Origin of the sequence: Streptomyces sp. NBC_01166 (assembly GCF_045039765.1) — a bacterium.
In the GTDB taxonomy this organism is placed as follows: domain Bacteria; phylum Actinomycetota; class Actinomycetes; order Streptomycetales; family Streptomycetaceae; genus Streptomyces.
The window spans coordinates 1,073,007-1,097,695 of sequence record NZ_CP108613.1 but is presented as its reverse complement, the minus strand read 5'-3'; the positions used below and the strand labels follow the sequence as shown (position 1 = coordinate 1,097,695).

General features: G+C 71.5%; 19 protein-coding genes. 7 read left to right on the top strand and 12 right to left on the bottom strand.

Going from position 1 to position 24,689, the window contains the following annotated elements; genetic code table 11:
- Window positions 1-5: 5 nt before the first annotated feature.
- Window positions 6-1,589: a PfaD family polyunsaturated fatty acid/polyketide biosynthesis protein gene (locus OG379_RS05195; protein WP_405659785.1), complete on the bottom strand. Its 1,584-nt coding sequence runs from the start codon at window positions 1,587-1,589 to the stop codon at window positions 6-8.
- 33 nt (window positions 1,590-1,622) lie between these two features.
- A complete protein-coding gene (locus OG379_RS05190) occupies window positions 1,623-2,768 on the bottom strand; it encodes an SDR family oxidoreductase (protein WP_405659783.1) in 1,146 nt (381 codons plus the stop codon).
- A 781-nt stretch (window positions 2,769-3,549) separates the two neighbouring features.
- Between OG379_RS05190 and OG379_RS05185 the strand changes: the two genes are divergently transcribed.
- The gene (locus tag OG379_RS05185) at window positions 3,550-4,908 is read left to right on the top strand and encodes a hypothetical protein (RefSeq protein WP_405659780.1); all 1,359 of its coding nucleotides are present in this window, start codon (window positions 3,550-3,552) and stop codon (window positions 4,906-4,908) included.
- A gap of 37 nt (window positions 4,909-4,945) precedes the next feature.
- Here the strand turns inward: OG379_RS05185 and OG379_RS05180 are convergent, their stop codons facing one another.
- Window positions 4,946-6,328, bottom strand: a complete 1,383-nt coding sequence (locus OG379_RS05180) for a flavin-containing monooxygenase (RefSeq protein WP_405659777.1) — start codon at window positions 6,326-6,328, stop codon at window positions 4,946-4,948.
- A 358-nt stretch (window positions 6,329-6,686) separates the two neighbouring features.
- On the opposite strand from OG379_RS05180, the gene OG379_RS05175 reads away from it, so the two are divergent.
- The 4 genes from OG379_RS05175 to OG379_RS05160 all read left to right on the top strand — a co-directional run bounded on the left by OG379_RS05175 (window position 6,687) and on the right by OG379_RS05160 (window position 11,275).
- Window positions 6,687-7,301, top strand: a complete 615-nt coding sequence (locus tag OG379_RS05175) for an ABC transporter ATP-binding protein (protein ID WP_405659775.1) — start codon at window positions 6,687-6,689, stop codon at window positions 7,299-7,301.
- Window positions 7,298-8,158: an ABC transporter permease gene (locus tag OG379_RS05170; protein WP_405659772.1), complete on the top strand. Its 861-nt coding sequence runs from the start codon at window positions 7,298-7,300 to the stop codon at window positions 8,156-8,158. Before OG379_RS05175 ends, OG379_RS05170 begins: the two co-directional genes overlap by 4 nt.
- Window positions 8,159-8,229: 71 nt before the next feature.
- Window positions 8,230-8,739 (top strand): hypothetical protein, encoded by a 510-nt coding sequence (locus OG379_RS05165; RefSeq protein WP_405659770.1) that lies wholly within the window; start codon window positions 8,230-8,232, stop codon window positions 8,737-8,739.
- 262 nt (window positions 8,740-9,001) lie between these two features.
- Complete coding sequence (locus tag OG379_RS05160; protein ID WP_405659768.1) at window positions 9,002-11,275, top strand: serine/threonine-protein kinase; 2,274 nt, start codon at window positions 9,002-9,004, stop codon at window positions 11,273-11,275.
- A 113-nt stretch (window positions 11,276-11,388) separates the two neighbouring features.
- Here OG379_RS05160 and OG379_RS05155 read toward each other — a convergent pair whose 3' ends face one another.
- Complete coding sequence (locus OG379_RS05155; RefSeq protein WP_405659766.1) at window positions 11,389-12,228, bottom strand: hypothetical protein; 840 nt, start codon at window positions 12,226-12,228, stop codon at window positions 11,389-11,391.
- Between the two features lie 300 nt (window positions 12,229-12,528).
- Between OG379_RS05155 and OG379_RS05150 the strand changes: the two genes are divergently transcribed.
- Complete coding sequence (locus OG379_RS05150; RefSeq protein WP_393757132.1) at window positions 12,529-13,017, top strand: TetR/AcrR family transcriptional regulator; 489 nt, start codon at window positions 12,529-12,531, stop codon at window positions 13,015-13,017.
- A 29-nt stretch (window positions 13,018-13,046) separates the two neighbouring features.
- Here the strand turns inward: OG379_RS05150 and OG379_RS05145 are convergent, their stop codons facing one another.
- Entirely contained in the window at window positions 13,047-13,982 is a 936-nt protein-coding gene (locus OG379_RS05145) for a TIGR03619 family F420-dependent LLM class oxidoreductase (protein ID WP_405659764.1), read from the bottom strand.
- Window positions 13,983-14,122: 140 nt separating this feature from the next.
- Between OG379_RS05145 and OG379_RS05140 the strand changes: the two genes are divergently transcribed.
- Complete coding sequence (locus OG379_RS05140; protein WP_405659762.1) at window positions 14,123-15,565, top strand: aldehyde dehydrogenase; 1,443 nt, start codon at window positions 14,123-14,125, stop codon at window positions 15,563-15,565.
- Between the two features lie 5 nt (window positions 15,566-15,570).
- Here the strand turns inward: OG379_RS05140 and OG379_RS05135 are convergent, their stop codons facing one another.
- From OG379_RS05135 to OG379_RS05105, 7 genes are all read right to left on the bottom strand, one after another.
- Window positions 15,571-16,770 (bottom strand): PP2C family protein-serine/threonine phosphatase, encoded by a 1,200-nt coding sequence (locus tag OG379_RS05135; protein WP_405659759.1) that lies wholly within the window; start codon window positions 16,768-16,770, stop codon window positions 15,571-15,573.
- Between the two features lie 49 nt (window positions 16,771-16,819).
- Complete coding sequence (locus OG379_RS05130) at window positions 16,820-17,035, bottom strand: hypothetical protein (RefSeq protein ID WP_405659756.1); 216 nt, start codon at window positions 17,033-17,035, stop codon at window positions 16,820-16,822.
- Window positions 17,036-17,042: 7 nt separating this feature from the next.
- Entirely contained in the window at window positions 17,043-17,297 is a 255-nt protein-coding gene (locus OG379_RS05125; RefSeq protein WP_405659754.1) for a hypothetical protein, read from the bottom strand.
- Between the two features lie 58 nt (window positions 17,298-17,355).
- On the bottom strand, window positions 17,356-18,564 hold the full coding sequence (locus OG379_RS05120) for an ROK family transcriptional regulator (protein ID WP_405659752.1): 1,209 nt from the start codon (window positions 18,562-18,564) through the stop codon (window positions 17,356-17,358).
- Between the two features lie 271 nt (window positions 18,565-18,835).
- Complete coding sequence (locus OG379_RS05115) at window positions 18,836-22,135, bottom strand: PQQ-dependent sugar dehydrogenase (protein WP_405659749.1); 3,300 nt, start codon at window positions 22,133-22,135, stop codon at window positions 18,836-18,838.
- An 86-nt stretch (window positions 22,136-22,221) separates the two neighbouring features.
- Complete coding sequence (locus OG379_RS05110) at window positions 22,222-23,190, bottom strand: sugar phosphate isomerase/epimerase family protein (RefSeq protein ID WP_405659747.1); 969 nt, start codon at window positions 23,188-23,190, stop codon at window positions 22,222-22,224.
- Between the two features lie 216 nt (window positions 23,191-23,406).
- Window positions 23,407-24,360 (bottom strand): hypothetical protein, encoded by a 954-nt coding sequence (locus tag OG379_RS05105; RefSeq protein ID WP_405659745.1) that lies wholly within the window; start codon window positions 24,358-24,360, stop codon window positions 23,407-23,409.
- Between the last annotated feature and the right edge of the window lie 329 nt (window positions 24,361-24,689).

Sequence of the window (24,689 nt, the reverse complement as noted above, 5' to 3'; positions counted from 1 at the left end):
CCCGCTCACGCCAGCTCGCACGGTGTGTACGTGAACGCGTCGGGCGCCAACGGGACTCCGTAGGTACGCAGTTGGTGGGCCCGGGTCAGCACCGCGGCCCCCTCGAGCAGGTTGAGCGCGATCTGCACCACCGAACGGTTCGCCGGTTCGGCCAGCAAGGTGCCCTCGACCCACCGGTTGAACGCGCCCATCGCCGGTCCGCACCAGATCTGGTAGTCGGCCCGTCGTGTCCCGTCCCCGGTGATCGCCCACCGGCTGGAACTGCCCAGGTACCAGCGGAAGACCAGTGCCATGCGGTGCTTCGGGTCGGCCTCCGCGCGGGTGATCTCCGCGGGATCGCGCTGCTCCCAGAACGTGCGGGTCCGCTGCCAGATCTCGTCGAACGGGGCGCGCAGCACGTCACGTTCGATCGGAACCCGTAGCGCGGACGGGATCTCCTCGAGCGAGCCGTGCGCCCGGTACGCCGTGTGGAGCCGCCCGGCCCGCTGGGCGAACATCGTTCCCCGGGAGAGAACCTGCAGCTTCACACCGAGCTCGAACATGTCGGCTGCCGGCGCCATGGTCACATCCGCGATGTCCGCGTCGCAGAGCATCGCCTTGGCCTCGTCGGACAGGCCCGCCTCGACAGCCGTCTGGTTCACCGACCCGACGACCACGTACGACGCGCCGAGGGCGAAGGCGGCTGCCACCGCATCCGGTGTGCCGAGGCCGCCGGCCGCCCCGATGCGGACCGGCCGGCGGTAGCCGAACCGCCGGCACAGGACGTCGCGCAGCAGGGCGATCCTCGGCAAGAGGGCCGACAGCGGCCGGTTGTCGGTGTGCCCGCCGCTGTCCGCCTCCACGGTGATGTCCTCGGCCACCGGCACCCGGGCCGCCAGCTCCGACTCCTCCTGGGTCAGTTCCCCCTGAGCGACGAGGGAGCTCAGCAATGCGGCCGGGGCGGGGGAGAGGAACTTCTCGGCCACCTCGGGCCGGGACACCTTCGCGAGCACCCTCGCACGCCGGACGATGTCGCCGCCCGCGCCCCTGCGCAGGCCCCGGGCGGAGCACAACACGACAGCCGGGGTCAGATCCATGAACGCCGACGCGGAGATCCGGGGGACACCGACGCGCACCAGCAGCTCGGCGACGCGCCACTCCAGCTCCGGTTCGGCCGGTGAGTGGATGAGGTTCACGCCCCAGTTCGGGCGCGGTCCCAGCTCCTGGACCAGCGTGTGCACGGCCCGCTCCACGTCGGGGTACGCCAGACCCCCCGCGCCGAAGAAGCCGAGCATGTCCGCCCGGGCCATCGCCGCCACCATCCCCGTGGTCGCGATGCCGTTCGCCATCTCGCCCGCGACATAGGGGAAGCGGACGCCGTGCGCCTCGCAGAAGGTGCGGCCGCCGAGCCACTCCGGATACAGCGGCGGCAGCGTACCGAGCACCGGTCCGCCCGGCACGGGACCGGTCGCGAGCCCCAGCTCACGGCCGTCCGGCCCGCTGACCACGTGCACGGGTTCCCGGATCCGCCGGGCACAGGCCGCGATCCCTTCGGGGGAGAAGGCCGGCGCGGACGCGGCGGGGGAACCGGGAGCTGCGAGGACGGACACGGAGAGGCTCCAACGCGAGAGGACGTCTGCTGGTCAGGCGTGACGGGAGGACGAGAAGGCGGTCGTGGGTGCGTCCGGCGAGGCGGTGCGGGCCCGGCCGGGCGGGGCCAGACCGGACCAGAGGTAGTCGAGGTCCACGGGGGTGGACGCGGCCGAGGGCCCCAGCAGCGACCTGACCCGGGTGTCGTCGAACCGCCGCCGGTGGGCCAGATAGGTGGTCATGCCCGGGTAGAAGTCCAGCAGCGCCTCCAGCGCCGACGGGGCGTCCGGCTTGGTGGCGACCAGCTCGATCGTGAGCGGGACCAGCTGTTCGAGCAAGGTGACGACGGTGGGTACGGGCACGTCGCGGTCATGGACGACGTGGTACGTGTCGACCCCGCCCGAGGGCGTCCGGCCGGCCAGCCGCACCATGACCTCAGCCGCGTGCTCCACCTGCAGCAAATTCAGGTGGCCGTGCGGATGCCCCACCGTACGGACGCGGGGCCGGCCGGGGGCCTGGAGGCCCGCGGCCCTTCGCGCGTCACGCAGGATCCGCTCGACGACCAGCAGCGGATGCGCGGGCAGTTCGGGGTGCGGCGGCACGTCGGAGACCAGGATGCTCGGCCGCAGGACCAGAGCAGGGCGGTCATGCTCCCTGGACCACGCGTGGACGAGCAGCTCCGCCTCGTACTTGGAGCGTTCGTAGGCGTTCTCGAAACCGCAGGCATCGTCCAGCTCGTCCTCGTACGCCACCCCTTCACGCCGTGCTCCGGCCACGAAGGCGGTGCTCACGTGGTGGACCACGGGTCGACCGCGGCCGGCGGTGGCCAGCTCCAGAAGGTGCCGGGTCCCTTCGACATTGGTCCGGCGCAGCTCGGGGAGGTCCCCCTCCAGGTTGATGCTGCCCGCACTGTGCCAGATCGTGCCGATGCCGTCGGCCAGCTCCTGGAACGCCCGCACGGACAATCCCAGCCGGGGCTCGGCGAGGTCGGTCTCCACCACCCGCAACCGGCCGGGGAGCCCGGCGACGAACGCCTCTGGGGCACCTGTCAGTTCGAAGAACCGGGTGATGCGGCACAGGGCGTCTCCCGACCCCGCGTGGGCCAGGACCGTGAGCGACCGGTTCGTGTCGAGCAGGCGACGCAACAGGCGCAGTCCGAGAAATCCGGTGGCGCCGGTGAGGGCGACATGCACGACCATGGCTCCAAGACTTCGAAAGGGACGGGCCCGCGACCGGGTGCGGAGGGGCGGGGACGGGGTGCCGCTGCTGCGGCGACCGGGAGCGGCGGAACGGGGCGCCACCGGCCGTCCCACGGCGCGGTGTGTCACCCGGCGGTCGTGGTGCGAGCGGCTCGACCCCTCCGGCCGGTCCGGTGCGGCGAGTGCTCGCCGGCCCCCCCGACGCCCCCAAGCTCGCCGGGGGCTTCTCGGGCCCTCTCGGGGTCCGATGATCTCCGGCGTACGGCACACGATGTCAGACGGTGAGCAGGGCGGGGCCCCCGATTCGGTCTGCTCACCCGAACGAAGTACGCCGCGCAGTGACGGGTGCGACCTGCACCGATCGGAGGGATCCCGACGCAGGCCAGGGCGCCCGGACGTACGGGGGGTGACGCGACAGCGCGGAGGCGTGTCCCCCCTTCGAGGGACCTTGCGGGCGGCGTTCCGGGACGGTCCTCCCGAGCGTGCCCCCGCCTCCGGCGGCGTGCTGCGGGCGGCAGCAGGCCGGGCACCGCACGGCGAACGGGTGCCCCGCGAGCCTGGCGGGCCACCTCGGCGGGCGGGAACGGGGCTGCCAGGAGCGGGAGCGGCATTCCGGTGCCGGACGGCTCCGCCGTGGCCGGTGGTCATGCTGAATGGTTGGGCGGGGGTAGCCGGGCTGCCCGGTCCGGTGCTCTCGACCTGCCGGTCGGCCCCGCCGCGCGCCGCCCGTCCCTCTTCCCGTCGGCCCGCTCGCTGTTGGCACGAATAGGAGCCCTGCCCCATGCCCGTCTCCGATCAGTCCGCCCGGTCCACCCGGTCCGTCCCGTCGGACACGTCCGTCCGGTCCGGTCGGTCCGTTCCCTCTCCCCGCCACCCGACCCACTCCGTCGACCGCGCCTTCCTCAACCTGGAACGCCGCCGGCCCGACGTGCGTTGGGACGCCGGCGGCGTCGCGTACCTCGGCGGCCCGGCCCCGGCCCTGGCGGACCTCCGCGCGTATGTGGGCTTCCGCCTGGGCGAACTGCCCCTGCTCACCAGCCGGGTCGAGGGCGGCCGCCGGCTTCGGTGGCAGCCGGACGCGGACTTCGCCGTCGACCGGCACGTGCACGAGGTGGTCGCCGACGGCCCCGAGGGGTGGGACGCCGCCCTGCACACCGCGCTCAACGCCCCGTTCGCGCCCGGCGCGTACTGGGGGGTCTGGCTGGTCCACGGCCACGCACCGGACGCGTACGCCGTGTGCTACCGCTTCCGCCACGCCTGCCAGGACGGTTCGGCGGCCGCCATGACCTTCCGGACGATGCTGGGCGAGGGAGAGCCCTCCGCCCGCCCGGTGCCGGGCGGGGGCCGTGGGGCCGGGGTGACACGGCGCGTGGGCGCGGCCGTCGGGCTGGCCACGAAATTCGTGGCGGGCTCCCTCGTCGTCCCCCGTCACCGTCCCGGCGCCGCGTTCGTCCCCTCGGGGGAGCAACGCCTGTGGCGGGGGCGCGTGCCGGTGGACACCCTCCGCCGGATCGGTGCGCCGCGCGGCGGCTCGGCCCACGATGTACATCTCGCCGCACTCGCCGGGGCGTTGTCGGTCTGGTCGGACCGCTCCGGTGTACCGCTCCCACGGGTGACGGCCGTGCTGCCCGTCGACGCGCGCCGCACCGACGAGGACCAGACGTGGGGGAACCGCTGCTTCGCCCTGCCGCTGGAGCTGCCCGTGCGGATCGCCTCACGGCGCCCGGACGGGTCCCAGGACTGCGAGGCGTCCCTGCGGCGACTGGACCACGTCATGACGGCGACCCGGAAGCTGCGGGGCGAGGCGTGGCGGCAGGCCATTCAGGACCTGGTCCGCTTCATGCCGGGACGCCCCACCGACTGGTACATGCGAAGGGTGCTCTCCCCACGCGTCACCAACGTCATGGCCACCTCCATGCCGCTCGCCGACAGGGGGAGCCTGGGGGAGACGCAGGTGACGGGCACCGCCCTGCTGCCCCTGCTCGTACCCGGGCACCTCTTCGGGGTGGGGCTGTCGTTCTTCGGTGACTGGGCCGAGGTGTCCTTCGTCGCCGACAGCGCCCTTCCGATGGCGGAACTGCTGCCGGAGCTGTGGGAGCAGGCCGTGGGGGAGCTGGAGGAGAGCGCGGCGCCCGCGTGAGCTCGTGCCCCCTTGCCGGGCCCTCGGACGGCGAGGATCAGGCGGCGTCGGCCGCCGGAGCGGGGCCGGTCACGCCGGGCAGCGGCAGGAGCGTACCGCGTGCCCGGCGCCTGCCCGCCCGGAGTTCCCTGCGGAGGGCTCTCCGGTAGGAGCGGACGTCGATCTCGATGCCGTGGCGGTAGGTGGACACGTACGTCTTCTCATGGCGGCGCCGTTCACGGGCGATCGCCTGCTCCATGTCCGCCGGTGACGGAAGGGCGACCGTGCCCTCCATCAGGTCGCTGATCCATTCCGCCTGCGGTTCGAGCAACGGGAAGGCCGCACCGGCGGGTTGGGCGAGCCCCATGAAGTAGAGCCCGGGGAGCCGCGGCGGGACCGTGCGCAGGTAGAGCTCGGTGCGGCCGCCCGGGGCGGCGAAGACGGAGGAGTCCAGGAAGGGGAAGGAGATGGAGTAACCGGTGGCGTACACGACGGCGTCCACGGGTTCACGGCTGCCGTCCGTGAAGGCCGCCGTGTCCCGGCCGAATGAGCTCACGCCGGGCTTGGGGGTGACCGCGCCCCGGGCCAGCTGGACGAGGAGTTCGTCCGAGGTGGAGGGGTGGGCGGTGAGCGGGCCCCGGACCGGTTCGGGGAGCCCGTAGTGGGCCGGGGCGCCACGGGTGAGCCGCAGGAGGAGCGCCATCGCCGGCCCCTTGAGGGGCAGCGGAAGGCGGGACAGCGGGCTCCACACCAGATGGTCCGCCGGCCGGCCGAGCAGCATCTTGGGGAACACATGCGCCGCGTCGCGTGCGGAGAGGTACGTCCGCGCGGCCGTACGGGAGATCTCCGCCGCGATCTCGCACGCGGAGTTGCCCATGCCGATCACCAGCACCCGCAGCCCGGCGTACGGCTCGGGGGAGCGGTAGGCGTGCGAGTGGACAGCCGGCCCCTCGAACTCCTCGGCCCCGGGGACGGCCGGGGCGGGGAGACGGGGGTCCCAGTGGTGGCCGTTGGCCACCACCACCTCGGTGTAACGCCGCGTCTCCGCCTCCGCGTTCGTGTCCCCGCGGCGTCGGCGGGTGACCGCCCAGCCGCCGTCGTCCAGGGGTTGCACCGAGGTGACCTCGGTGCCGGTCGTGATGTGGCGGTGCAGGCCGAAGGAGGTGGCGTAGTCCTCCAGGTAGGCGAGGACCTTGCTGTGGTGCGGAAAGACCGGGTAGGTCTCCGGCATGGCCAGCGAGGAGAAGGACATGCTCTCCTTCGAGATGTTCGCGTGCAGCGACGCGTACACCCCCGACATGCCGTTGTCGTTGCCGTACCGCCAGAGCCCGCCGATCTTCGAACCGGCCTCGAAGCAGTCGAACGGAACGTTCCGTGAGGCGAGGACCTTGCTCGCTGCCAGGCCGGACGGCCCCGCACCGATCACGCACGTTCTCCGCATGACTGACCGACCTTCCCTCGTGTGGAGTTGAACGCGCCGGAACGCGCGTGGGCAGGACCGCACGAAGGGGTCGGACCGGACGACGGGGCCCGGCCGCCGCGGCGCCCCGGCCCGGTCACGCTAGTCACCCCCGCCCCCTCGGAACCGGATGACGGCGGTGAACCCGCCGCACGCGTGACATGTCGTGCACCACGTTGACGCCGACGTGCTTCCGGCGCCGTTTCCGCTGCGTGGCCCGCTCGTTGACCACGAGCGGACCGGTCGAGCCGCCGAGTGGCCGGCCGGACGAACTCGCCGACTGGAAGACGCGGACCGGTTCCGCAGCCATCGGGAAGACCTGTCACGACGGAGCAGCGCGATGGACGTCAGAGATGTGCACCACTCCTACCGGCAGCACGCCGTTCTCCGGGGCGTCGACTTTCGGCTGCGGCCCGGCACCCTCGCCGGGATCGTCGGGGAGAACGGCGCCGGCAAGACGACTCTGCTGAAGGCCCTCGCCGGTGAACTGAGGCCGGACCGGGGGTCGGTGCGCCATGCCGGCAGGTTCGGCTACTGCCCGCAGTCCGTGGTTCTGGACGACTCCTTCACCGTCCGCCAGCATCTCGACTTCTTCCGGAACGCGTTCGGGCTCCCGGACCTGCGGCGGGCCGGAGAAGTGATGGAGACCCTGGCCTTCACCGAGTACCTCGACCGGCGCGCCGGCCAGCTCAGCGGGGGCTCGCGGCAGAAGCTGAATCTGACCCTGGCGCTCATGCACGATCCGGACGTGCTGCTGCTGGACGAGCCCTACCAAGGGTTCGACTGGGAGACCTATCTGCGCTTCTGGGAGCTGGCGACGAGTCTGCGCGACGCCGGACGTTCGGTGCTCGTCGTCTCTCATCTTGCGTACGACATCGACCGGCTGGACGTGCTGTGGCGCCTGGACGGCGGGCGCCTCACCCTTCAGGAACCGCGGGCGGGGGCGACGGCATGAGGCGGCACTGGTCCCTCTTCACCACGGCGTCCCGGTACGCCCTGATCGGGCATGCCCGCAACCGGTTCGCGATGCTGCTGGTGGTCGCGTACATCCCCGTGTGGATCGGGCTCGCCTATGTGACCATCCCCGACGATCCCGCACCGTTCCGGCTGCGGGCCACGGGAGAGATCCTGTCCCCGCCGGGGAACCACCTCACGCAGATCACCGGGGCGCTGAACGCGGTCACCCTGATCGCCGGGTTCATGATGTTCGCCGCCACCTTCACGGGCGGTGCGTTCGACCGCCGCCTGGCCATGGCGGGATACCCGAGGTATCACCTCGTCCTCGCCAAGCTCTCCGCGCTCACGCTGGTCTGCGCCGCCGTCGCCGCGTACGCGACGGCCGCCGCGGGTTTCGCCTGGTCCCCCCGGCAGCCCCTCATGCTCGCCGCCGCGCTGTTCTGCGCCGCCCTCACCTACGGCGCGTTCGGCGTGGTCTTCGGATCGGTGCTCCGTCGCGAGGTGGAGGGCATGTTCGCCATCCTGATGATCAGCATCCTCGACGTCGCCCTGCAGAACCCCCTCTCCAGCTCCGGATCGGACAGCGCCGTCGTGCGCTTCCTGCCGACGTACGGAGCCGTGCAGGCGAGCATGTCCGCGGCCTTCTCCGACGCGTCGGTGCGTGAGGGCCTCGTGATCCAGGTCCTGTGGCTCACCGGCGCCGCGTTCGCCGGATTCCTGGTCTTCCGACGGCGCACCCGCACTGCGCTGCCACCGGAACGGAAGCCCGGCGTTCCGTCCCCCTCCGGGCCCGCTGCGGCCGAGGGCACTCAAGAGGCCCCGCCCGCAACGGCCGTGACCAAGGGAAGCCGTTGATCGTTCTGTAGCCGCGGGCGCCGACGCGGTGCCCGGACCGACACGTTCTCCGTGCAAGGAGCACCACCCTCATGACCCTTTCGCGCACCGTCCTCACCGCCGTTCTCCTGTCGGCCTCCGCCCTGGCCGTCCCCTCGCCCGCACAGGCCGCCCCGCTGCCCCCGGCCTGTCAGGAGGCGCTGCTCGAGACCCTCGACAAGTTCCCCGTGGTCGACTTCACGGTCCCCGACAAGGCCCAGAACACGATGCTGGCCGAGGTCCTGGGGCTGAGCGAGGCCGACCAGGCGGTCCTCACCGAGACGGCGTGTGCGGCCTGGAACACCTGGGCGACCCAGAACGGCCAGGCCGTCGCCGCGGACCTGGACACCCGCTACCGGAACGCGACCGGGCCCGTGTGCAACAAGTTCGCCAAGTCCTCCATGGCCACGATCAAGAAGTACGCCCCGAACGTGCCCGCCGCGACGCGGGAGCTGGAGAAGCTGGCCAAGAAGGTCTGGCAGAACTCCATGGAGAAGCTGGCCGCGGAGGCCACGAACGCCGACTGCCGTACGGCCTACACCGGGGTGAAGGCCGGCTGGTAGCGGAACCGGGCGGCGAGGCGTCGGATCGGCCTGCGCCCACGGGGTGACGCGTGTGCGACAGGCCGCACCGCGCGGTGTCCCGGACACGGCGGAGCCACGCCGGGCTCCTGGCGGGGCTCCGCCGTGCGAGGCGCGGGAGCAGCCCGGTGCTCCCTCTTCGTCACCCGCTTTGCTCTGCCGTACTGCCCTGCGGTTAGTTTGGGTGCAGGACAGGCAGGGGCCCGTGACGGCGAGGTGCACGGGGGACGGGAGGTCGGGAAGAGTGACGCTGCGCGGAGGTGATCCAGCGGAGATCGGCGGCTATCCGCTCGAGGCACGGCTCGGCTCCGGCGGTATGGGCACGGTCTTCCTGGCCCGTACGAGTTCGGGACGACCCGTCGCGATCAAGCTGATCCACCAGCAGTTCGCGGGGGACGACGAGTTCCGCATCCGTTTCCGGCAGGAGGTGGCGGCCGCGAGACGGGTGAGCGGCGCGTTCACCGCCGCCGTGGTCGACGCCGCCCCTGAGGCCGAGCAGCCGTGGATGGCGACCACCTATATCGAGGGGAACACGCTCGCCCAGCACATCGCCGCGAAGGGCCCGCTGAACGGTGCGGAGCTGAGGAGGCTCGCCATCGGGCTGGCGGAGGCGCTGCGCGACATCCACCGGGTGGGGGTCGTCCACCGTGACCTGAAGCCCTCGAACGTCGTTCTCTCGCCCGAGGGCCCGCGCGTCATCGACTTCGGCATCTCACGCGCCGCGGACCAGCAGACGCTGACGATGACCGGGCGTGTCATCGGTACGCCGCCCTTCATGTCGCCGGAGCAGCTGCAGGCGCCGCGCGGTGTGGGTCCGCGGTCCGATGTCTTCTCGCTGGGGACCCTGCTGGTGTACTCCGCGACGGGCCACGGGCCCTTCGACGCGGACAGTCCCTACATGACGGCGTATCAGGTGGTGCACGAGGAGCCGTCGCTGGGCGCCGTGCCGGCGGCTCTGCGTGCGGTCGTCGAGTCCTGCCTGGACAAGGAGCCGGAGGGGCGCCCCTCGGCGGACGAACTCCTCGTGCTGCTGCGTGACCTGCCGTCCGACCTCGGTGGGACCGAGACGCCTGCGGCCGGCGCGAGCCGGACCCGCGACATGATCACGCAGCATCACTCCGGGGCGGAGGCCACCCCGCCGCCGGCCACCCCGCCGCCGGCCACCCCGCCGCCGGCCGTCCCGGCTGCCGCCGCCCCGGCCGGTCCCGGTACGGGCAGCAGCGGCGCCCCGACCGGTCGCCGCCTGCGTCGTGGATGGCGGCCCGTGCTCGCGGCCGCGATCGCGGTGGCAGCGATCGGCGGGGGAGTCGCCGCGCTGAAGACGGGCAGCTTCGGAGGCAGCGGCGGCGACAAGGGCGCCAGCGTCGCGGCGCCGGCCGCCGCCCTTCCGGACGGCTTCGAGCCGTGGCGCAGTACCGTGCAGGGCGGTGACGAGGGCATACCCGACGAGCTGCGTTGCGTCGCGCGCGGCGACGCGCTGTTCTGCGGGGGCGGCGGTGTCGTCGCGACCCGTATCAGTGCCGTGGACGGCTCGAGAGCGTGGACGGCGAAGAGCCCGGGCGTCCCCGTCCAGGGCATGCACCTGGTGGGCGCCACCGACGACACGGTGCTCGGCTACCGCTTCGCCTCCCAGGACGCCCCGCAGGGCCCTCCCCGCGAGGTGGTGGCCATCGACGCGGACAGCGGCCGGGAGCTGTGGTCCGTGCCGTCCGGCGCCCAGTCCACGGCCGTCACGGGCCGGACCCAGGACGCCGTCGTGGCCGGCTCCGCCGTCGTGACGGTCGACGCCTCCAACTCCCGCTTCGAGGCGCGGGACGCGCACAGCGGCGAGGTGACCTGGAAGACACCGTTTCCCGCGGGTACGCAGTGCGCTCCCGTCCCCGCGGGACCGCGGCTCTTCGCGATGTGCGCGACGGAAGCCGAGGTGGATGCCCTGGAGGTGCGCCACCCCACCCTGCAGACGCTCGACCGCGCCTCGGGGACACTGGGCGGGCCCATCGCGGTCGACGGGCCCGCCAGGCCGGTGGGCGTCGACCAGGGCGGTCTCGTACTCCTTCAGGAGCACAGGGAGGGCACGGCGCTGGCCGGGTACGACGGGGTGGCGCGGGTCGACCCGGCCTCGCGGAAGGTCACGTACTCCCGACTGGCCAAGACGTACGCGGGGACGCCCGGCATGGCGGACGGCACCGTCTACGTGAGCGGACAGACGGGCCTTGTCACGGCGCTCGACCCCGCGACCGGACGGAAGAAGTGGTCGCGGCAGACGCCCGTGGAGGGCGCTTCGGGCCCCGTGGCGGGAGCCGGCGCGCTGTATTTCAGCTCGGCCACCGGCCGGGTCGTCGCGCTGTCGCAAGACGACGGCAAACCCCTGTGGACGACGGATCCGCAGGCCGAGGGTCTGTCCGGCGGGGAGGGCGAGAGCCCGCGCGTGACCGTCGCGGGGCGCGCGGTGATCGTGGCCGCGGCCGACAACACCCTATTCGCCTTCGACGCGCAGAAGCCGCCGAAGTCGGGCTGACCCCGGCGGCACCGGCCGCCTTTCCCGTTGTGCGGGCACGTACGTTCAGACGTCGACTCCTGCCGTCAAGCGATCAGCCTGCGCCACGCCCCCTGGGGTAGCAGGCGACCGGATCAGGACCGGTCGCCGCGATGCAGGTGCCATCGGCCCGAACGGGGGTCGTCCGACGAGTGGGAGCCGCCTGGCTGGTCGCCCTGCTCGTACTGCGTACGGTCCCGCTCTCCGCGCCCCGCGCCGTCGGACCCTGCGTCTCTGGCCGGCACCGGCCTGCCGCGCGGCGCGGGCGGCTGCTGCCGGGCGTGCCGCGGCGGCACCGCTTCTCCCGGAGCCCGGCCGACGGAGTCGGTGGCCGTGCGCCGGTCTTCCCCGCTGTCCCCAGGGGCGGCAGCCGTCGGTTCGGTGTCGCTGCGGGCCGCCATGCCGTAGGGGGAATCGGGTTCCGCACCGCGACGGTTCCGATCCTCGGCGTGCACAGTGTCCTGCTCCCGCTGTCCCCGTTCATGGCGCGCCCGGCGCTCCGCCCGGTGCTCGCGCCCGCTCATGACTGCCGATCCGACCAGCATGAGTACGCCGCCGAGAAGGGCGAGCCCCACTCCGCTGCCGAGACCGTTGCCGTCCCCCGAGGCCGTCAGGCTGCCTTGCGCCTGCCCCTGCCTGACCATCCACAGGACTGCGAACCCGAGGGCGATGATTCCGGCGATGAGGACGAGCAGGCGCGACCGCCACACCACTCCGATGACCGTGAGTACGGCGGCGACGAGGAGGGGCAGGAACATGGACGCGAACAACCCTGCGCCCGAGTCGGTCACCCCGGCCCCGGTGAACAGCTCCCAGACCCGGTAGTCATGGCCGAGCCGGCCGCTGTACCAATTGCGGAACGGCGCCCACAGTGCAGCGGCAGCGCCCAGGACAGCCAGGATCAGTCCGATGGTGTTGCGGATACCCCGTACCATGCCGTGACCTCCCGGCAAGTCGGATCGGTGCACGCGGGACCCCGCGCGTCGTATCCCGCCCCTCCTACGAGGCTATGCCTGCCCCGTGGGCAACGCCACGCGACGTCGTGTGCTGCCCGGACCCGGCGTCCTGAGGGACCCGGGGACGCACATCCACCACTCCGATGTGGCTTCTGTTATGTGATACTCGCGCACCCGTGGGACATGTATGGCCACAGGCTCCTCGGGTGTGGGTAAAATCCAGGCGTGAGAGCCGACGCCGTACGCAACATGGAAGCGGTCCTGACCACCGGGGCGCGCATGCTGGCCGCCGATCCGGGTGCCAGTATCGCGAGCATCGCCGCCGAGGCCGGGGTGGACCGGCGGACGGTCTACCGGCGCTTCGCCTCCCGCGAGGAACTCCTCGCGGCCGTCTACGCGTCCCGGCTGGAGGCCATCGAGCGGGCCATCGAGGACGCGCGACTGCGTGAGGCCCCGGTAGCTGTGGCTCTGCACCGGTACGTCGAGAACATCATCGGCGTGAACCGGACCTGGCCCGTGGACCTGGCCCGCATGCTCGCCGACGACGAGGTCCGCGCCCGCAGGGACGCTTCGATCCGCGAAGTCGACGCCTTCCTCCGACGCGCCACCGACGAGGGCCTCCTCCGCTCCGACGCACCGGCGGGCTGGGCCGGTGTTCTGCTGCCCCAGCTCATGCACCTCGCGTCGCGGCAGATGCCGGATCTGTCGGCCGCCCGGGCGGCCGACCTCGTCGTCGACACGCTGCTGCGAGGGCTCGGAAGGACCTGACGTACGCGAGTGCACCCGCGTACGGCCCGTCATCCCGCACGCACTCCGGTGAGGAAGCGGCCGGCCAGGTCGATTCGTTCGTCGAGCGTGACGGGTGTCTGGCCGAAATCCACGAACAGTTCATGCACGCCGTGCTCGGCCGCGGCCCGGGCGTAGTCGACGTACTGCTGCAGTGTTCCCCGCTGTGGCACCTGCTCCGGCTCCGCTTCGGTGTGGGTCAGTTCGAGGTTCACACGCAGCGCCATCCTCAGAGTGGCCGGGTCCCGTTCCGCCTTCTCGGCCTCCCGCACGATGGCGCCCCACATGTCCATGAGGTACGTCAGCGGCATGGCGCCGGGCAGCCAGCCGTCGAGCCGTCGTCCGATGCGGGCGAAGCCCCGGGGTGTGAACGCCGCGAGGAGCACGGGAGGCCCGGGCCGCTGATGCGGCCCGAGCCCCACTTCCGTCTCCGGAACGGTGAACAGCCTCCCGTCGTGGGCGAAGGAACCGCCGGCCCAGTACCCCTCCAGGACGTCGAGCGTCTCGTCCAGCCTCGCGCCCCTGCCTTCCCACGGCACGTCCACCGCCTCGTACTCCTCGGGCATCCAGCCGAGCCCGAGGCCGACGTCGAGGCGCCCCCGGCTGACCAGGTCGAGCGTGGTCAATGACCGGGCGAGCATGATCGGCGGCTGCCAGAGGCCGTTCAGCGTGCTGGTCCCGAGGCGGACCCGGCTCGTGTGCGCCGCGGCGAACGTCAGGGCTACAAGGGGGTCCAGGTGGTTCTCGTAGGTGCGTGGCATCACGCCACCCCGGCCCGGGTAGGGCGCGCTCGGCTCGGCCGGGGCGAGCAGGCGGTCACCCGTCCACAGGGAGTCGTAGCCCATGTCCTCCGCGGTGCGGCCCGCTCTGATGATGCCTTCGGGATTTGCGTCCGGACCGAACGTCGGGAGGGCCACGCCCAGTCGCGTACGAGTGCTCTGTGACATGGGAACTCACGATGTCACGTGCCCGCGTGCGGGGGGAAGAGGCCGTGCCCGGCGCTCCGGGTAGCACAGGAGAGTGCTATCAATCGAGCGAAGTGCTACATTGGTGAGACATTTAAACGAGCTCATGGAGGCGGGAGCGAATGATCACCTACGACCGGCTCTTCATCGCCGGTTCCTGGACGGACCCGAGCGGCGCGGGGCTGCGGGAGATCCGCTCCCCGCACGACCAGACCGTGATCGGCCGTGCGGCGCAGGCCCTGCCGGCCGATGTGGACCGTGCGGTGGCAGCGGCGCGCGCAGCGTTCGAGGCAGGCGTGTGGCAGGGAGTGGCGCCTGCTGAACGGGTCGCCGTACTGCGCGAGTTCAACGCCCTGCGGGAAGCGGGCGCCGAGAGGATCGCCGCGCTGATCTCGGCGGAGAACGGATCGGCCAGGTGGTTCACGCTTGCCGGTCAGCCGGGCCTCACGCGGCAGGCGAACGCTTACCTGAAGGCGGCGGAGGAGTTCGGATGGGAGGAGACCCTGGAGCCCTCCGATCCTGCTTCGCCGGTGCGCAGCGTGGTGCGCCGGGAGGCGGTGGGCGTGGTGGCCGCTGTGATTCCGTGGAACTCACCGTTCTCGTCGGCGACGGCGAAGATCATTCCGGCCCTGCTGGCGGGAAACTCGGTGGTGCTGAAGGTGTCGCCGGAGAACTCCCTGAGCATGGGGCTGCTGGCAGAACTGCTGGAGCAGGCCGGCCTGCCGGAGGGCGTGATCAGCGTCCTGCCGGCGGACAGGGAGACCAGCGAGTACCTGGTGTCACACCCGGGGGTCGACAAGATCGCGTTCACCGGATCGACGCGGGCGGGGCGCCGGATCGCCTCGATCGCGGGTGAACAGCTGAAGCGCGTCAGCCTCGAGCTGGGCGGCAAGTCGGCGGCGGTGATCCTTCCGGACGCCGACGTGGCCGAGGCGGTTCAAGGGCTGAAGTTCGGCTCGCTGCTCAACAACGGCGAGTCCTGCATCGCCCAGACCCGCATCCTCGTACCGCGCTCCCGTCATGAGGAGGTCGTGGCCGCGCTGAAGGAGCTCGTGGAGTCCCTGAAGGTGGGTGACCCCGAGGAGCCGGACACCTTCATCGGCCCGATGATCCGCCGGGACCAGCAGCAGCGGGTGCGCGACTACATCGCGCTGGGCATCGAGGAAGGCGCCCGCCTGGTGACCGGAGGCCCGCAGGTCCCCGAGGGCCTGGAAAGGGGTAACTACGTCACCCCGACCCTGTTCGCCGACGTCGACAACTCCATGCGGATCGCGCAGGAGGAGATCTTCGGCCCCGTCCTGGTCGTCATCGCCTACGACGACGAGGACGACGCCGTACGCATCGCCAACGACTCCGAGTACGGACTCTCCGGCGGCGTGTGGTCCTCCGACGAGGCCCGGGCCCTGGCTGTGGCTCGCCGGATCCGCACCGGAACCGTGACGGTCAACGGCGCTTCCGTCGGCTTCGACGGTCCGTTCGGAGGCTTCAAGGCCAGCGGCATCGGTCGCGAGTACGGGGCTGCCGGCCTCTCCCAGTACATCGAGTACAAGACCATCACCGTCTGAACGACTCAGTGCGCCGCGAGCGTGCCTCGCCGAACGGTCTCCTCGGTTCCGTGCCAGTCCAGTATGAGGACGGTCGCGTCGTCCCTGAGGTTGCCCCGGCAGGCATTCAGCACCGCTGTGGTCAGGGCGCGGACGGCCTCCCTGGGATGCGAGGCGCGGGTCTCGCCCACGAGGTGGGCCAGATCGACCGCCGCGGCCCCTCGTTCCTGCATGCCGTCGGTGAGCAGGACGAGGCGGTCGCCGGGGTGCAGCTGAAGCGTCTGGAGCTGGTAGGAGGTGGGCGCCGCCACGCCGAACGGCAGGTTGACGGCGAGCTGGACCTCCTCGGCCTCGGTGGCATCCTCCCGCAGGCGAAGGGGCCAGGGGTGCCCCGCGTTGACGAGTTCGCAGGTGCCCGTCTCGAGTCGGACGCACAGCAGCTGTCCGGTCGCCAGCCCACGCCTGTGGCTCAGCAGGGCCTCGTGAGCGCGATGGGCCTGGTGCAGCGCGTCGCAGCCTGTGCGGCGGGCGCCGCGCAGCGCGCCCGTGACCAATGTGGCCAGCAGGGCGGAGTCGGTGTCGTGGCCCATGGCGTCGGTGATGGACAGGTGCAGCGTGTCCTGATCGAGGGTGTAGTCGTAGGTGTCGCCGCCGATGTCGTCGGCCGGGACAAGACCTGCGGCGAGCGTGAACTGGGGAGCCTCGCAGCAGGAGGCCGAAGGGAGCAGCTGATGCTGGATCTCGGCGGCCAGGCTGGTCCGGGTGGTGCGCCGGCCGGCGTGGTAGAGGTCGGTGAAGCGGCGGTCCGTGACGATGATGTAAGCCAGTGCGTGGGCTGCGTCGCTGATCTGTCCGAGCACCGCCTCGTCGGCGTACTGCAGTGTCACCTCCAGCACACCGATACAGTCGCCCCTGTTGCTCACCGGCGAGATCACGCGCCGGCCGCCCTGGCCGTCCGGCCCCACGTACTGGCGCTGGCTGCGGAGAACCGTGTCGTAGACGCTGTCTTGCAGACCGATCTGTTCCGGAACGTCCGCCATGTCACCCTCGACGGGCGCGGTCAGGCGTAGCAGTCGCTCCCCCATGAGGTCGACGAACAGGAACGACACACTCTCCGCCCCGAAGCGCTTGCGCAGATCGTGCGCGACCACGCCGACGGACGCTCCGGGCGGCGCGGACTCCGCGGCGGCCAGAAGCTCGCCAAGTTCCAGATCTCTGCCATCCATGGCAACCTCCCATCGTCTGTCGCCCCTTGTTCCCCGGGATTCGCCAACCTCACCTCGTAACTTTTCGAAACAGGCCCCTGCCGTCCCCCCAGGTCGCCTCGTCCGCCAGGACGAGGCAGGCGCTCAGATGCCAGGTCTGGTCCTCCTTCGCGGACAGTTCCAGGTCCACCTCGCGTCCGGAGGGACCACCGTCCAGCGGAACCCGGAGCCAGGTGAACTCCCGGCCGTCGAGCTGCTCACTGCGGGCCCTCTCCGCACCGTCCACCGGACGATCAGTGTCCTGCTGAACGTGTTCGGTCGCCGGTGAGCAGATGTGCCGTGAAGCGTCCGGCGGGCAGCTTCAACCGCAGCACGGTGGGGGCACTGTCCCGTACGTAGTCGCGGCGGACGACATCGAACAGCCCGGTTTCGGTGGCATCGGGCGTGTTGCCCGCCCAGCCGAAGCCGACGCCCTCGTGCCGGCTGCTCTCCGGCGCCAGGCGGGTGTAGTCCTTCAGCGTCGGCGCGCCGGAGGGCCCCGCGTCCACGTACAAAAAGCAACAGAGGAATGCGGCTTGATCGAGCGGGGAAAACCGGCCGGGGCGCCTATCCGGCGGCCTCCGCCGCTCGGGCGTCCCCGGCCACCGACACCTCGCCGTAGGCGAGTTCGCTCGCCAGGAGCGCGGCTCCCACCACCCCCGCGCGAGGGCCGAGTTCGGACATGACGATCGGCAGGTTTCCGGTGGCCAGGGGGAGCGACCGTTTGTACACGACGCTGCGGATCTCGGCGAGCAGGGGGTAGCCCAGCCCGGTCAGTCCTCCGCCGATCACGATCATCGACGGGTTCATGAAGCTGACCAGTGTGGCGAGGACCTGTCCGACCCGGTGGCCCCCGGCCCGGATCAGGCCGACGCTCGTGCTGTCGCCGCCGTCCGCGCACTCCCCGACATCCCGGGCGGTCAGGACCCCCCGCTCGGCGAGCCGTTCGGCAAGGGCGGGTGACTGCCCGGACCTCGCGGCCTCCGTTGCGTCCCTGGACAGCGCCACCCCGCCGAAGTACGCCTCCAGGCAGCCGGTGTTCCCGCAGGAGCAGACAGGTCCGTCTGCCTCGGCCTCGACCTGGACGTGCCCGATGTCGCCGGCACACCCCTCCGCGCCCCGGTAGATGCGGCCGTGGTGCTGCATGCCGGATCCGATACCACTGCCGATCTTCACGAACAGCAGGTGGTCGACGGTCCTCGCGACCCCGCTGTGCTGCTCCCCGAGGGACATCACGTTGACGTCGTTGTCGACCACGACGGGACAGCCGTGCGCACGGGCGAGGGTGTCGCGTACCGGGAAGCGGTTCCAGCCCACCATGATCGGCGGCGAGACGGGTATGCCCTCGCGGAAGCTGACCGGCCCCGGCAGTCCGATGCCGATCGCGTCGAGTCGCGCGTAGTGCCCTTCGTCCGCCAGCGCTCGCAGGAGTTCGCTGACGCGCCCGAGCACGGCGACCGGCCCGGAGCGGATGTCCGCCGGCTCGGAGCAGGAGGCCACCGGTGCCAGCGAGCCGTCGGTGATCTCGATGTCGATGGAGCTGGCGCCCAGATCGACGGCGGCGAAGCGCACCCCGGGATCGAGCTGGACGAGGGTGGAGCGCCGCCCGCCGCGCGACGCGGCGGGGCCGGCCTCGCGGACGAGCCCGGCCGCGACCATGCGGTCGAGTTCGCCGAGCAGCCGCGGGCGTGGGACCTCCAGCCGGTCCGCGAGTTGGGCGCGGGACAGCGGTCCGTTGTCACGCAATAGACTCAACACGCGGTACTGAAGGTTCACGGACTCACTTCCTCTGAACGCCCTCGGAGAGCTTGGGGAGTTGTCGCGGCGTGGCACGGAGACCCGGCAACGTGATGCCCGGCGGGGTCCGCGCTCGCGCGCCGCAAAGTGAGGCGCGGGCGACTTCCGGCAACTTTTTCATAGAACGCAGAAAGTTGCCGCACTGTTGACGGAACTCCCGCCCCGCCACCTGGAAGCACCCACCTCTCGCAAGCACCGGGCACAGAACTGCCCCGCCGGTGACAGCGGGGCAGCTCCGTCCCTCCTGGCGTCAGCCGGCGGCGCCTACCTTCAACGCCCGCGCGCTCCGTGCCAGTGCCGCGCCGGCCTCGCCGTCCGGGACGAGGGCGGTGTCGGACGTGTAGCCGGCGAACGACTCCAGCACGGCCGCGGCCTGACCGGTGCGGCCCGCATCGGCGTGCGCCTCCGCCTGGGCGAGCCGTACGGTGAGCCGCTGCTGTCCCTGCGCCGTGATCAGGCCGTCGGCCCGCAGCCGGGTGATCAGCCCGCGGATGTCCGCGTAGGACGTACGGGTCGTGAAGGTGACGGTCTTCGTGGTGGTGTTGCCGGCCTTGTCCCGGGCCCTGACCGTGAGGTCATGGCTCCCCAGTGGCAGCCGCCACAGCTCCAGCACCTGGCCCGAGGTGACGGATCTGCCGTCCAGTGTGGCCGTCGCAGTGGCCCCGCCGGACACCGCGTCCTGCGCCGAGAAGACCGGCGTGGGTCGCTCGGAATCCCCGTACACGCCGTCGGTGTCGAGACCGTTCACCGCCACCGTGGGGCCGGTGCGGTCGATCCGTACGGTGAGCGAACGCACCTCGGAGACGTTGCCGCCGTTGTCCGTCGCCCGGTAACGGACGGTCGTGGCGCCCTCGGTGGACAGCGTGACGGCCGCGTTGGCCGACTGCCACGTCGTCCCTCCGTCGACCGAGTACTGACGGCTCGCGACCGTCCCGTTGTCGGTCGCCGAGACAGCGAGCGACACGTTGCCGGTGTACCAGCCGTCGTCACCGTTGGGCCGGGGCGGGTTGAGCGTGGCGGTGACCTTGGGCGCGGTCCGGTCCGCGACGCCCGCGCCCTGGAAGGTCAGTGAGTCCAGCTCGACACCGCCCGAGCTGGTGACGAAGACCTCCCCGCTCCCCGAAGGCCCCCCGGGAAGCGCGGTGGTGACGGTCTGCCAGCCCTCGCCGGCCGGAACCGACACCGTGGCGAACGGCTCCGCGTCGGCCGCGCCCCAGCGCAGCGCCAGAGTGCCGGCGCCACTCGCGCGGGTCTGCACCCCGGTGATCCCGGCGAACGACACCGGGTCGTACGCGATCCAGTCATCCGCGTCGAAGGAGGTCAGCTTGCGCTGCCCGGACGCCGTGGTGTCGTCCGTGACCGTGACTCCCTCCGCCGAGTCGTAGTGCTCGGCCTGCATGAGGGCCGGGTTGAGCACCACCTGGGCGTCGCCGGTGGCCGGCGGAACGCCGCCCGCACCCTTGTCGGTGTAGGTGATTCCGAGCACGCCGAAGACGTTCTCGGTGTCACCGTGCCCCGCGTCGGTCGGGGTGACGACGCCGCCCGCGCAGCCGGTGCCGCTGTTGACCGGGTGCCCGTGCTGGTTGTGCCCGAGACCGAACGTCCAGGCCGCCTTGGCACAGTCGGGCGTGGTGCCGTCCTCCGGGTCCTCGACGGCTATGCCGTACGGCACGGCGTCGCCCCAGTTGAAGAACCCGCCGTCGGGGGGCGAGGTGATCCGTACCGTCGGCGCCGTGTTGCCCACGGTGATCTGACGGCTCGACAGGCCGGACTTGCCCTGGGGGTCGGAGACCTTCAGCCGCGCCTGGAACTGGCCGTTCTCCGGATACGTACGGGTGGCCGTGGGCCCGGTGGCGTCGAAGGTGCCGTCGCCGTCGAGGTCCCACTGGTAGGTGAGGTCGCCGTTCTCCGGGTCGCTGGAGCCGGTGGCGTCGAACGAGACCTTCAGAGGGGCCTGGCCGGACGTCCTGTCGGCCTTGATCACGGCGGTGGGTGCCTTGTTGCCCTCGGCGTAGTCGATCCGGTAGAGGCCGGCGTCGGGATTCTGCCGGAAGAAGCCGTCACCGTAGTCGAGGACGTAGAGCGCGCCGTCCGGACCGAACTCCAGGTCCATCGGGTTGTCCCACTGCGGGATGCCGTTCTGCGAACGCTCGCTGTTGGGCAGGAGGTTCTCCAGCTTGCTCACGGGGCCGTCCGGCCCGTCGAGCGTGAGCGCGGCGACGTAGTCCTGGGAGAACTCCGCGAAGAACGCCTTGCCGTCCCAGTACTCGGGGAACTTGCCGGGTGAGGGGTTGTCCGCGTCGTAGTGGTAGACGGGGCCGCCCATCGGGGCCTGCCCACCCGGGCCGCCGGGACCGCGGAAGGCGGTCAGCTCGGGCCAGGGCTGGTCGGTGTCCCGGTCGCCGTACCAGAGCGTGGCCGGCGCGGCCGCGGGCAGCTCGGTCAGGCCGGTGTTCCAGCGGGAGTCGTTGACCGGCGCCGCGCAGTCGAAGGCGGGGCCGGGCGTGAGGGTGGCGAAGTCGAAGTCCCGGTAGGGCTTGCTGTTGTCACCCGTGCAGTACGGCCAGCCGCTGTTCAGGGCCTTGGTCGTGGTCTGCCACTCGACGTAGCCCATCGGCCCGCGATTCGGGTCGGCGGTACCGGCGTCGGGGCCGTAGTCGCCCCACATCACGGCGTCGGTCTCGGGATCCACCGCCAGCCGGAAGGGATTGCGCAGGCCCATCACGAAGATCTCGGGACGGGTCCTGTCCGTGCCGGGCTCGAAGAGGTTCCCTTCAGGGATGGTGTAACTGCCGTCCTCCTGCACATGGATGCGCAGGATCTTGCCCCGCAGGTCGTTGGTGCTGCCCGACCCGCGGCGCTCGTCGAGCCCGGGGTTGTAACCGGCCGCGTCGTTGATCGGCGTGTAGCCGTTGACGTTCGGGCCCGACGCGGGGGTGTTGCCGCCGGTCGCGAGGTAGAGGTTCCCCTCCCCGTCGAAGTCCACGTCACCGGCCACGTGACAGCACTGGCCGCGGTTGCTGTCGACCCGGATGATCTCCTGTGCGGTGGAGAGGTCGAGCTTGTCCCCGGTCCACTTGAAGCGGGTCAGGGTGTCGTACCCCTCCCACTGCTTCCAGTACGAGTCGTCCTGCCCGGCGGGCAGTTGGAGCGGTGCGGAGCCGGCCGGGGTGTTCAGCGGCGGCGAGTAGTACAGGTAGACCCACTTGTTGGTGGCGAAGTCCGGGTCGAGCGTGACGGTCTGCAGCCCCATCTCGGAGTTCTGGTACACGTCGACGTGGTTGACGACCTTCGTGACGCCGCTGCCGGGGTCGGTGAGCCGTACGTCGCCGTTGCGGGCCGTGTGCAGGACGCGGTTGTCGGGCAGCACGGCGAGGTCGATCGGCTCGCCGGTGTCCTTCGTCAGGGTGACCTTCTCGTAGTTCGACCAGTCCAGGGCGTGTTCATGGCCGGGGTGCGCCTGAGCGGCGGGCGCGAGCGCCACACCGCCCAGCGCGGGCAGTGCCATGAGCAGAACCCCTGTGATCAGGCGTCTCAGAGTGCGGTGCACGGTGATGCGTCTCCTTGATCGCTGGCGGTGAGGAGCGGACACGGAGGCGCCTCACGTGGAGGCGCCTCCCTTGCCGTGGGCGCTGTTCAGGCGAGGAGCCCTTCGAGCGCGGTGAAGCTGCGCTCCGCCGCACCGAGCGAACCGGGCGGATTGGGCTGGGTGTTGGGCGCGGTGTCCTGCTCCCAGATGCCGACGTGCGAGGCACGGGGCCCGATGTCGCGGATGAACCTCTCGTACGGGAGGTCACCGGCGCCGAACTCGACGATGTCGAAGCCGTTGACGTTCGCCGCGTTGGCGTCGCCGTCCTTCATGTGGAACAGCGGGTAGCGGTAGGGCTGGTTGCGCACGTACGCGGCGGGGTCGAATCCGGGCCAGCGGTACTGGCCCACGTAGGCCCAGTAGATGTCCAGCTCCAGGTAGACATGGCGTGGGTCGGTGTTCTTGAGGAACACGTCGTACAGCCGGACCGACGGCTGGTCGGTGGCGAATGCGAACTCTCCCGCGTGGTTGTGCTGGTAGAGCTTGAGACCACGCGCGGTCGCCGCCGCGCCCCAGACGTTGAACTCGTCGGCGGCGGCGCGGTAGCCCGCGACGGTGTTGACGTTCGAGGGTGCGTTGGCGGTGCCCACGTGGGGCATCCCGAGTATCTGCGCGGCGTCCAGTTCGGCCTGCAGGTTGGTCCGCAGATTGCCGATGCCGACGTGGCTGCCGACCGCCCGCAGTCCGTGGTCGTCGAGCAGCGTGCGGATCTCCGGGAGAGTGATCTGCCGGCCAAGGATGGAGGTGGACTGGGTGTATCCGGCGAACTCGATCTCCTTGTAGCCGATCCGGGCCAGTTCGGGGAGGACGACGGCGAAGCCCAGCGCACTGACCTTGTCGCGGATGCTGTAGAGCTGGATGCCGATCCGGTCCTTGGGGATGGACAGACCGCTCGGTGCGGCGGCGGCCGAGGTCGCCACGGCCCCGGTGACGGAGGCTGCGGCGATGGCCACGGTGGTGCCGACGGTGGCACGCAGGAAGTCCCTGCGGTCGAAGGACTTGCGGATATGACTCACGGTCACTCCTGGGTACTGAGGAGAAGGACGTACGGGTCGGGGCGCAAATGGGTCTGTGCGCCCGGCGACGTGGACCCCCGGGGTTCCGGGGATCGGGCGTGGGCGACGGCGGGAGGGGAGCCGCCGCGCTGTGCGGAGGTACGGCGGCGGGGGCGGGCCGCCGGCCGGTACCGCCGGGCGGACCACCACGTGGGCCGCCGGCTGTACCGCTCGGCGTCAGAGGCTGGACCTGCCCGCCCCGTGGGCGTCGGCCCGCGCCTGGGCGGCGCGGGCGGCGGCCTTCTCGGCGAGGTCGGCACCCCGGTCCTCCGGCGCAGCCTCCTTCGCCGAGCGGGAGGAGGAAGCGGCGGCGGTGGCGGTCTCGCCGGTGACGGCGCCACGGACCCGCGCCAGTTCGCCCACGACCAGGACGGGGTCGTTGCCGGTCGCGGTGAGCCCGCCGCGCACGATCGCGTTGTCGAGCACGGCCTTCGCGGTGTTGTCGGTGACCGCGAGGTTGCCGCCGAAGTACGAGGCGCCCGCGCAGGAGCCGAGCAGGCCCTCGCCGCCGAGCTGGAGGTTGTCCGCGTTGCCCGCGTACTTCGCGGCGCCGTACACCTCGCTGGCGCAGAACACGCCGCCGAGGGTGTTGCCGTCGACGGTGAGCGCGCCCTTGACGGTGGAGTCGTACACATCGCTGTACTGGTTGCCGTCGCCCGTCAGCGAGCCGCTGAGTGTGCTCCCGGAGACGTACAGCTCGCCGGCGCCGGTTCTGACGTTCCCGCCGAGCGTCGAGTCGACCACGTAGACGAATCCCTCCGTGGCGTCGACCGCCTTGAGGTTGCTCTTCTCCAGGTGCGCGCCGAAGGCGGATTCGGTGGTGAGCGCGCCCTTCACGGTGGTGTCGGTGAGATCGAGGTAGGCGTTCTCCTCGACGGTGACCGCGCCGTTGAAGGTGGCACCCGCCGCCACGAGGTCGGCTCCGGCCTCGACCGTCACCGTGCCCTTGACCTTCGTCCCGGTGAGGGTGCAGGACTTCCCGGCCGGTACGACGAGGTCGTTGCCGACGGTCACGGCCCCGCCGTCACCGACACAGGTGGTGTAGAGCGCGGCCTGGGCCGAGCCGGAGAAGGCCACCAGGGTCCCGGATGCCACCAGTGAGGCCGTCGCGATGAACGTGCGAATCTTCATGTCGCTTCCCTTCCACTGCGTTCACGGCGGGGTCGGAGACCCGGCCGGTTTCCCCGTTCCGACGGGGGTGCTGAGACGGTGCGTGCGCGACGACCGCTTGCCTGCGATCGCGCGGTGCCTCGTGACGGGCGGGGCCCGGCCGTGGGGGGAGAGACGTGGAGAGATTCGTGAGGTGAGGAGCGTTCGGGGGGAACGCCGATCGGCTGCGGTGTTACCTGGGCGAAACGTATGTCTCGATGCGCCGAGAGATTAGGGCGCGGCCCCGGGGACTGTCCAGAGGTTCGGTACGAATCTCCTGAACTTTCTGATGATTCATCAAAAGATGTGGC